This window comes from Paenibacillus campinasensis (assembly GCF_002272015.1).
GTDB classification, from domain to species: domain Bacteria; phylum Bacillota; class Bacilli; order Paenibacillales; family Paenibacillaceae; genus Paenibacillus_AQ; species Paenibacillus_AQ campinasensis.
In genome coordinates this window covers 24,022-34,148 of record NZ_NPBY01000002.1, presented here as the reverse complement: position 1 = coordinate 34,148, position 10,127 = coordinate 24,022, and the positions used below count along the sequence as shown (strand labels likewise).

Here is a 10,127-nt window from a genome sequence, read left to right as displayed (position 1 = left end):
TCGTATTATTTCTGGTACGGAAAAACTAACAAGCTTTGATCGCATTAAAGATAAGCCATACAAAATGATGTATAACCGTGGCATGATGACGGTGCATCGCATGATTGTCGTAGATGCTGATTCGGCGAAAAATCCGAAAAATTTGTATGGGAAAATGTTTATGGATAAAGATTTCACCTGGCCAATACTTGATGATATGTACAATACTTTTCTTGAAACTACAGTAGTTCCAAATGATAATACGTCTCTATCCAATGCTGCTTTTCCAACTTCTACACTGTATAACTTCACTCAAGGTTTTGGATTTGAAAGTGGAACAGTTCCTAAATATGGTCTTACCGTTTTACCAGATAGCGCTAACTTCTTAACTACTGGTTTCTTCAAAAAGGATGTTCCACGACGCTTCTGGATGCACAGATATCTGGGAGATAATGGCGGTGAAATGGGCAGCGGCAATACATTGGTTATGTTTGGGCTACCGTACACGCCACAATGACAAGGAAGTGTATAAATGAAGAGGATTAGCTATCTTATTGTCTCTCTTTTGATGAGCTTCTTAACCATTTCTACTCTTGGGATTCATTCAATCAGTGCTGCGCAAAATAATGGTCTAGTCGTTGATGTTACACCGATGACTTCAATACATATATACAATACATATACAGTCACAGATTTTGATAAACCGAATTATATATGAGATCTAGGCTAAAGCTAACTTAAATCCTATCAAGACACTTATCTTTCCGAATAAAAATTCTACCTGTTTAAAGTTCATCAGAGCCACAGCCAAAAAAGACCTCATGCCACTGGAAAAGAGGTACAGGACATCCCTGTGATCCCTTCCAAGCATGAGGTCTGATTGTCTTAGGTATTATCTCACTTCATTCAGCGCCCGAAGCAGGGTGTGGCGGTTCCGCAAGGTGTGCGCCTCCTGAAGGCTGCGCTGCACCAGCTTCTCCTCGATCCCCAGCTCTTCATGGGTGGACGGCCCTCCGGCCTGCTTCAGCAAAGAACGAAGCCGGTCCGGCGAAGGCACCTTGGTGAGCCAGTCCTGAATTCGCTCCCGATGGCGTGCGAGCCCTTCCGGCTCTGCATAAGGGAAAATGCCGCTGTCGACCGCATCGTGATACAGCTGTGAAATCTCTGCGGCAGCCACACCGACCTTCGCGCCATGCAGCAGCGCTCGTCTGCCCTCGCTTAGGAACTCCATCTCCCAATAATGAGACAGATGGTGCTCTGCCCCGGATGCCGGATGGGACTGCCCGAACAACAGCATGGCGATCCCGGACTCGATCAGCGCGGTCATCAGCACGCGGATGCCCGTCTCCGAACGCTGTCCGATGTCCTGGACATGCTCGACACAGGCCAGCAGCGCCGCTTCCGTAATCGCCGCTACTTGTTCATCATAAGGCTCGCCACCGATGGAGGATGAATGCCTCCAATCAAACAGGGAGGTGTACTTGCCCAGCATATCACCAAAGCCGGCAGCCACCAGAGACTGCGGGGCTTTCATCAGCACGTCCAGATCCGCAAATATCGCTGCTGGCGCCGAAGCCTGAAACGTCTGCTTAACCCCCTTCACAATGATCGGAGCCCCTGCCGAAGTAAACCCATCCACAGACGGTGCGGTCGGAACCGACAGGAAGGGCAGCTGACTCCGATGGCTTACAAAGCGGGTAATGTCATGAATCGTGCCTGATCCGACGGCAATGAGACATCCCGTCTTCTCTGGCGCCGCTTCGATAAACAGCTGCATCAGCGAGCGTTCATCAGCCACCACGTCGCCTTGGGCGTCTGGCTCAATCAGAATGAGCCGAACGTCAATTCCTTCATCCTTCAAACGTCCGAGCAGTTCTTTGCCTGCCGCTTCGCAGGTGTGAGCATCGGCGACCACGACAGGCTGGGCAAGACCCTGCTCTCGTAAATAGCCTCCCACCTGGGCAAGCGCGCCGCGCTCCAGCAGCATCAGCTCCAGTCCGTGAAATGCCGTTCCCCGCTGCTTCATCTGCTCCAGCAGACGCCGTGCATTCATTAAAGCATCTGACATGACCGTCTATTCCTCCCTTCGCTTGACTGATGGAGCAGCTTCCCGATCCCGAGCTTAGGAAACCTGCTTCAAGAGCCTTCAAACGAATCACCGCTTCAATTGATTCACCTTTTTATGTCACCTATCCGGTCACATGATGATCATTCAGCTGCTTGTTTAATTCGCTTCAGCCTTTTCATCACATCGTTCTCACCGCGTCCGAAATAGTCATGCAGTCTGCTGTATTCCTGGTACAGCTGCTCGTATACGGCCACATGCTCCGGAATCGGCTTGAAGGTTTCTTCCTTCACGCGCGCCATGCTCGCAGCTGCGTCGATAATGGAGGCGTACCCGCCCGCCTCTTCGCCGGCCGCGACAGCCGCGAACATCGCCGCTCCAAGCGCCGGTGTCTGCTTGGAATCGGCCACGATAATTTCACGATTGGTCACATCCGCATAAATTTGCATGAGCAGCCGGTTCTTTTGCGGCAGCCCTCCGCAGGCATACAGGACATCAACCGCTACGCCATTCTGATGGAAGGCATCCACAATTTTGCGAGTGCCATAGGCGGTTGCCTCCAGCAGCGCACGATACACTTCCTGCGGCTTGGTAAGCAAGGTCATGCCCAGCATCATGCCGGTCAAATCCGTATCCACCAGTACGGAGCGATTACCGTTCCACCAGTCCAGAGCCAGCAGCCCTGTCTGGCCTGGCTTGTAGCGCGCTGCCTCTCGTTCCAGCCATTGATGGACGCCGATGCCTTCCTTGGCAGCTTCTTCGGCCACATAGGCCGGGAGCGACTCATTCACATACCACTCAAAAATATCTCCGACCGCCGATTGACCAGCCTCATACCCGTACAACCCGGGAATAATTCCGTCTTCTACCACGCCGCACATGCCCTCAACCTGCTTCTCCTCGGTTCCGAGCACCATATGACAGATCGACGTTCCCATCGCCATAACCAGCTTGCCTGGCGTAACCACACCGACGGCCGGAACGGCTGCATGAGCATCGACATTGCCCACCGCAACGGCAATACCAGGTTTCAGGCCCATCATCTCGGCCATCGGCGCGGTCAAGCCGCCTGCATTCGTACCAAGCGGAATCACCTCGCCCCGCAGCTTCGTGTCTGTCAGATTTTCCAGACGGGGATCGAGCGCCTTGAAGTAATCCTTGCTTGGATATCCGTCCTGCTTGTGCCAGATCGCTTTATAACCTGCGGTGCAGCTGTTGCGAACGATATTCCCGGTCATCTGGGCAATCACCCAGTCTGTCGCCTCCAAGAACATATCGGTACGCTCATATATTTCCGGAGCTTCATCAAGAATCTGCCAGATTTTTGCGATCATCCACTCAGACGAAATTTTCCCGCCGTAGCGCGGCAGAAAGCTCTCCCCTCGTTCTGCTGCAATCTGGTTGATTTTGTCTGCCTCCGGCTGTGCTGCATGATGCTTCCACAGCTTCACCCAGCTGTGCGGATGATCCGCAAGCTCCGGCTTGAAGCACAGCGGCTCGCCTTGCTCATCCACCGGCAGCATCGTACAAGCGGTAAAATCAATCCCGATGCCGATCACGCTCTCCGGATCGATTCCCGATTCCTTAAGCACAGCGGGCACGGAGTTTCTAAGCACCTCCAAATAATCTCCCGGATGCTGAAGCGCCCAGTCGTATTCCAGCTTGCGGCCAGAGCCAGGCAAATACTCATCAATGACATGATGCGGATATGGTGTCACATGATCCGCCACTTCCATCCCATTGGACAGATCCACCAGCACGGCTCGGCCGGACTGTGTGCCGTAATCGACGCCGATTGTATACTTCTTCCCCATCTTTCATTCCTCCCCCTCAGTTCCTTATAAGTTCACAAGCTTCCCTTCCCCGAACATAACGATAGGCTGCGGCTCAGCCTTGCCCGTAGTACGCTTTCGCCCCATGCTTTCTTAGAAAATGCCGGTCGAGTAATGTCTGATCCATCGGCTGGCTGTCCGGATTGATCTGCAGCATTCTCGCCGCAATTTTGGCGCACTCCTCCAGAACGACCGCATTATGAACGGCATTATGGGCATCCTTGCCCCATGTGAACGGGGCGTGCGAATGCACGAGAACGCCCGGCATCTGATTCGGATCAAGATCGGCAAACCGTTCAACGATCACCTTTCCGGTCTCCAGCTCATAAGCGCCTTCGATTTCCGAACGGGTCATCGGACGGGTCACCGGAATTTCGCCATAGAAGTAATCCGCATGTGTTGTTCCGTATGCCGGCAAGGCTCGCCCGGCCTGGGCCCAGCTCGTTCCCCAAGGAGAATGAGTATGAACAATGCCGCCGATTTCTTTGAAATTCTGATATAACACCAGATGGGTCGGTGTATCGGAGGACGGCTTCAGATGCCCTTCCACCACATTGCCCTCCAGATCAAGCACCACCATGTCCTCTGCCTTCAATTCTTCGTACGGCACGCCGCTTGGCTTAATGACAAACAAGCCCCGCTCTCGGTCAATGCCGCTCACATTGCCCCAGGTAAATGTCACTAATCCGTATTTAGGCAGGTCCAGATTCGCCTGCAGCACCTGCTCCTTCAATGCCTCCAACATGAAACATCGCTCCTCTCCGCGCTTAACACAGGTCATAGTTGTACGTACAAGTACAGGACCTCTGGCTCGCTTCGGGGCGGCCATTCCCTTCGCCGCCACCCTTTAGCGATACAGCTGCTGCTTAACGCCGAGCGACAGATTCCCGCTCTACCAATTCTGGCAGGTATACGGTGTCCTCAAACACTCCGCCCTGCTCAATCATCTGAATCAGTTGTCTGGCTGCCATTTCCCCCATTTGCGTTTTCGGATGCGTCAAGGTTGTAAGCTTCAAGCCCGATGCCAGCGAGGAATCGTCAAAGCCGACGATGGACACGTCCTCCGGAATTCGCAGCCCGCACCGGGATGCGGCTTGCATCAGAAGAACAGCCAGCTCGTCATTATAGCCCACCATTGCCGTCGGCCGACCCTCGGCTGGAAGACGCAGCATTTCCACAGCCCGCTTAAGTGGAAGATCCGCCTTTTGCTCCGTCGTATATGTGATTACTCGCTCGGGAGCCGGGGATATTCCTGCTTCACGATGTGCCCGCAGGAACCCTTTTAACCGGTTCACGCCCTGAAGATCATCTCGCTTGAAAAAGCCTGCAATGGAGGTATGTCCCTTCTCCAGCATATGCTTGGCAGCCATGTAACCGCCGGATTCGTCGTCAACTTTAAGGCAGGGGCACTCCAGCTCCCTGTACTTTTCATTAATCATCAAATAGGGAATCCCGCGCTCTTGCAGCGACAGGAAATAACCCAGGTTCGGATTGCCCTCCGCACTCTTCGTCGGCTCAATGATCAGGCCGCTCAGGGGCTGGCTTGTCATAAGCCGCAGGCTCTCCATCTCCTTCTCCTTGTTGTTGTCCGTGCTGGACAGCAGAAGCCGATAGCCCTTGCTCCGCAGCTCCGCCTCTGCGCCCCGTACGATATGGGGAAAGATATAGTCGGAGATATACGTCGTAATGATGCCGATCGTCTTTACCTTCTCGCTTTCCCGCCGCTTCGGATTTCGCGCAAAAGTCCCTTTCCCCTGAATTCGCTCCAGCCAGCCTTCCTTCTCCAGCTCGCCGAAGGCCTGCCGAACCGTCTGGCGGCTCACGCCGAACTGCTCCGCAATCTCATGTTCGGAAGGAACCTGCTTGCCCGTCTCCAGCCTTCCGGCTTCGAACCAGGACAACAGCTCGTTTTTTAATGCCAAATACTTCGGAATCCGTCTGCTCATCTATTTATCATCCACCTCTAGCCCTACGAATCGTAAAAGTCAGGATAAAAATTGCAAAGTTATCTCGTTATTGTATCATAGGCCGGGCGAATGCTGACAGATCCGTTTAGCTCAGACGGTAGGCGGCTTCACTCCAGCGAAGCTCATTCTTGAACCGCTGGATGTTCGTGTCCTTGTCGATGACAACGGACTCGATACCTACCATCTCGGACCAATCCGCCAACTGCTCTGCGGTAATCGCATACGACAGCACCGTATGATGCGCACCTCCGGCCAATATCCAGGCTTCGGCCGATTCACGCAGCGACGGCTGCGGCTTCCACAGCACGCGAGCTACAGGCAGCTTCGGCATCGGCTTCTCGACCTTGACGCCATCCACCACGTTGACCAGCAGACGGAAACGATGCCCCAAATCAACCAAAGATGCATTGACTGCAGGACCGTCCTGACCGTTGAATACGAGGCGGGCCGGGTCACTCTTTCCGCCGATGCCAAGCGGATGAACCTCGATGCTCGGCTTCTCAGCTGTAATGGTCGGACACACCTCCAGCATGTGAGAACCGAGAATCATATGATTGCCAGGCTCGAAATGGTAGGTGTAATCTTCCATGAAGGATGTGCTTTGGTTGTTCGCAAGCACCTTCAGCACGCGCGTCAGTGCCGCTGTCTTCCAGTCGCCTTCCCCGCCGAAGCCGTAGCCGGCCTCCATCAGGCGCTGCACCGCAAGGCCGGGAAGCTGCTCCATGCCGTGAAGATCCTCGAAGGTCGTTGTAAACGCGCCAAAGCCGCCTTCCACCAGGAATCGCTTAAGCGCCAGTTCAATGCGGGCCTGATAAGCGATCGAGCTCCGGACAGGACCTTCGGTCAGCCCTTCCTTCGTCAGCGTGTACCGCTCGGCGTATTCGTCCAGCAGCTCCTTCACTTCCGCATCGCTAACCTCGTTCATCACCTGTACCAGATCCCCGATGCCATAACCATTCACGGACCAGCCCAGCTTGATCTGAGCTTCAACCTTATCCCCTTCCGTTACCGCAACCTGACGCATATTATCGCCGAACCGCGCCACCTTCAGCCTGCGGCTTTCCGCATATGCGGCAGCCGTCTTCATCCAACCGGCAATGCTGCCCCGGACCTCCGCATCTTCCCAGTGACCGACAACCACCTTTCTGGCGATGCCGAGCCGCGCCCCGATATGACCGTATTCGCGATCCCCGTGGGCTGACTGGTTCAGGTTCATGAAGTCCATGTCAATGGTTTCCCACGGAATATCGCGATTGAATTGTGTATGAAAATGAAGCAGCGGCTTCTGCAGCTGAGACAATCCGGCGATCCACATCTTGGCCGGAGAGAACGTGTGCATCCAGGTTAGAATACCCGCGCAGTTTTCATCGTTGTTCGCCTCCAGAATGAGACTGTAAATTTCATCAGATGTCGTGACGATCGGTTTGAATACGATCGGGTACGGAAATACAGAATCTTTAGCCAACTCAGATGCAATGATTCGAGAATGCTCTGCAACCTGATCCAGCGTTTCCGGGCCGTACAGATGCTGACTTCCAGTGACAAACCAAAAAGAATGCGGTTTCAATTCCATAATTACGACGCCTCCTGTATAATTGCTGCCTCTATCTTGTACATACATATAATTGCAATAATGTATCTTCAACAAATTTGTACGTACAAGTTTGTTGACTATATTGTAAGCCTGGAAGCACAAAAGATCAAGATCCTCTGTCACAATAAACTGCATGAAGACCAAATAAAACAACCCCGGCTTTACGCTCGGGGCTCAGATTCATATAACCAAGTTAATTGTTATGCATTAAGCGTACGATCGGGATCTCGATTCGTGCTGCCTGGGGAAGCTTCCTGCTCTAACCTACGGCTTGACACTAAGATCATGCACAACACAATCGAGGCCCAACCTTTAATAATGACACTCCGTTTCTCCATTGGCGATCCGCTCCTCCCTTCCCACGTATTCATAACCATATATAACCATATATACCTGTTAATTAACATCTATTATAATGACCGCCAACCTCTTGTGTCAATTACATTGACGTAAATTTATTTTATATTATAACAGAATACTGCCTATGTAAATTAAATTCACTCAAATTCTTCGTTTCATTCTTTTATGCTGCTTGAAATTTGTTATCAGTATCTTTATATGTAATTTTATATAACAGATATATGACGCGACATATTGAGGATACATTTTCACATCTACCATCTACCTCTTTGAATAACTGTGTGCTTCTAAAATACGCCTCCTTCCATCCTCTACCAATTGAGGCTAAGGCTCACTGTATGTTCTCATATGGGTCGGCACCATATCCGGGAAGTCAGTAATGATCCCATCAACGCTGGCTTCCACAACCAACGGCACCTGCAGTATATTCCGCATCGTCCAGACGAAGGCTTTCAATCCCATCTGATGAATTCTTCCCACCGACGTTTTATTCACAAGCCGGATCGGCAAGCTGATATAGTCCGCATACTGGGCATAACCCAATATATCGTCATGCGACAATCTTCCCGCACGCGTAATCACGACACCAAGCGGAAGCTCCGGCGCAAGCTTGTGCAATCGCTCAAGAAAAGCCGCGTCCGAAGACTGTACAACCAGCGGGACGCGGGGGCGATTCTCCTCGCCCGTTGCCATATACGGCTGCAAAATGTCCACTAATTTCCGCTCGACTCCTTCTGCGGCGACCGCTTCTTTGACTTCAATCAACAGTCCGACCTCCCCACCGTACCGCTCAAGAACCTGCTCCAGCGTCGGTATCCGCTCTCCGCGAAAAGACGTTTCATACCAGCTTCCGGCATCCAGACGCTGCAGTTGCGCCAATGTGAGGCTCTGAACAGCTCCCTTCCCGTCCGTGGTCCGGTCAACCGTCGGATCATGAATGACGACGGCATGGCCGTCTTGGCTGAATTGAACATCAAGCTCCAGCATATCCGCCCGCATATTCACCGCCTGATCAAATGCAGCGATTGTGTTCTCCGGAGCATAACCGGACGCTCCGCGATGTGCGATCGTCATCAGCCCGCGCTCTACGGCTGTTGTCCAGGACTCCAACCGATGGACCGGAATCCCTGATCCGTAAATGGCGTTGCATGTGATGCGTAACCCGGAGACGGCAAGGGCCAGCACGATGAGCAGTAATGTTTTTTTCATAAGCTTCTCTCACCCGCCTTCCATAAGAAGTACCGATCTGTGCAGCTATATTTAGTTTTTCCAAGCAGTCATCATTTGAATCCTGCAGCAGAAGCAAGAGAGAAGCACCATTTTACAGGCACTGCTTAGCCTGAATGTACGCAAGCAACGCATGCCCCCCCCCTCTTTTTGAGTTCATTTTCTAAATATCCTCTTGTAAAATGAACCTAAATGGAGTAATTTGTACATATATGAACCTAAATCAGTTCCAAAGGAGAGGATCTTCATTATGGAAAGACGTTATGCCTCACATCCGCAGGAAGTGAAACAATTCGACACGGCTCGGCTTCGCAAGGAATTTCATATCCCGACCCTGTTTACCGCTGATAAGCTTGAGCTTGTCCTTACGCATGAAGACAGACTGATTATCGGCGGTGCCTTGCCGGTCCGGGAGGAAGTCAAGCTGGAGACCGATATGAAGGAGCTTGGTGTCGGCTTTTTCCTGGAGCGCAGAGAAATCGGCATTATCAATGTTGGCGGGACGGGGACCGTCACCGCAGACGGAACCGCGTACGAGCTGAACCATAAGGAATGTCTGTACGTTGGAATGGGCACCAAGGAAGTCAAATTCACCAGCCATGATCCGCATAATCCGGCCAAATTTTATCTCAACTCGGCTCCGGCTCACAAGGAGTTCCCTACCGTGAAGGCGACATTGGAGGAAGCCGACTCCAGCGCCCTCGGCAGCTTCAAAAATTCCAATGACCGTGTCATCTACCGCTTCATTCATCAGAACGGCATCCAAAGCTCCCAGCTTGTGATGGGCATGACGCTGCTGAAGGAAGGCAGCATGTGGAATACGATGCCAGCTCATACGCATCCGCGCCGTATGGAGGCTTATATGTATTTTGACCTGCCGGAAGATGCGGTTGTCTTCCATCTGATGGGTCAGCCGTCGGAAACACGCCATATCGTTATGCGCAATGAGCAGGCTGTCATCTCCCCGAGCTGGTCGATCCACAGTGGCGTAGGAACCAGCAACTACACATTTATTTGGGGCATGGCCGGTGACAATAAAAAATACGATGATATGGACCCTGTGTCGATGAAGGAATTACAATAGAGAGGAACATCAATACCGA

At 52.2% G+C, this 10,127-nt stretch carries 7 protein-coding genes and 1 pseudogene; 2 read left to right on the top strand and 6 right to left on the bottom strand.

Annotated features, from left to right (window positions below; translation table 11 throughout):
* Positions 1-496 (top strand): annotated as a pseudogene (locus CHH67_RS26060) (S-layer homology domain-containing protein); the annotation flags it as partial.
* 375 nt (positions 497-871) lie between these two features.
* Here the strand turns inward: CHH67_RS26060 and CHH67_RS00395 are convergent.
* From CHH67_RS00395 to CHH67_RS00370, 6 genes are all read right to left on the bottom strand, one after another.
* Positions 872-2,047, bottom strand: a complete 1,176-nt coding sequence (locus CHH67_RS00395) for a sn-glycerol-1-phosphate dehydrogenase (RefSeq protein ID WP_095263001.1) — start codon at positions 2,045-2,047, stop codon at positions 872-874.
* A gap of 140 nt (positions 2,048-2,187) precedes the next feature.
* Positions 2,188-3,858, bottom strand: coding sequence for a ribulokinase (locus CHH67_RS00390; protein WP_095263000.1), 1,671 nt, complete (start codon positions 3,856-3,858; stop codon positions 2,188-2,190).
* Positions 3,859-3,931: 73 nt separating this feature from the next.
* Positions 3,932-4,621 (bottom strand): L-ribulose-5-phosphate 4-epimerase, encoded by a 690-nt coding sequence (gene araD / locus CHH67_RS00385; protein WP_095262999.1) that lies wholly within the window; start codon positions 4,619-4,621, stop codon positions 3,932-3,934.
* A 121-nt stretch (positions 4,622-4,742) separates the two neighbouring features.
* Positions 4,743-5,822 carry a GntR family transcriptional regulator gene (locus CHH67_RS00380; protein ID WP_095262998.1) on the bottom strand — a complete coding sequence of 360 codons (1,080 nt, stop codon included), beginning with the start codon at positions 5,820-5,822 and terminating at the stop codon, positions 4,743-4,745.
* 106 nt (positions 5,823-5,928) lie between these two features.
* Positions 5,929-7,416 carry an L-arabinose isomerase gene (gene araA / locus CHH67_RS00375; RefSeq protein WP_095262997.1) on the bottom strand — a complete coding sequence of 496 codons (1,488 nt, stop codon included), beginning with the start codon at positions 7,414-7,416 and terminating at the stop codon, positions 5,929-5,931.
* 705 nt (positions 7,417-8,121) lie between these two features.
* Positions 8,122-9,006, bottom strand: a complete 885-nt coding sequence (locus tag CHH67_RS00370) for a glycerophosphodiester phosphodiesterase (RefSeq protein ID WP_095262996.1) — start codon at positions 9,004-9,006, stop codon at positions 8,122-8,124.
* Positions 9,007-9,274: 268 nt separating this feature from the next.
* On the opposite strand from CHH67_RS00370, the gene kduI reads away from it, so the two are divergent.
* A complete protein-coding gene (gene kduI / locus CHH67_RS00365) occupies positions 9,275-10,108 on the top strand; it encodes a 5-dehydro-4-deoxy-D-glucuronate isomerase (protein ID WP_095262995.1) in 834 nt (277 codons plus the stop codon).
* Positions 10,109-10,127: the final 19 nt, after the last annotated feature.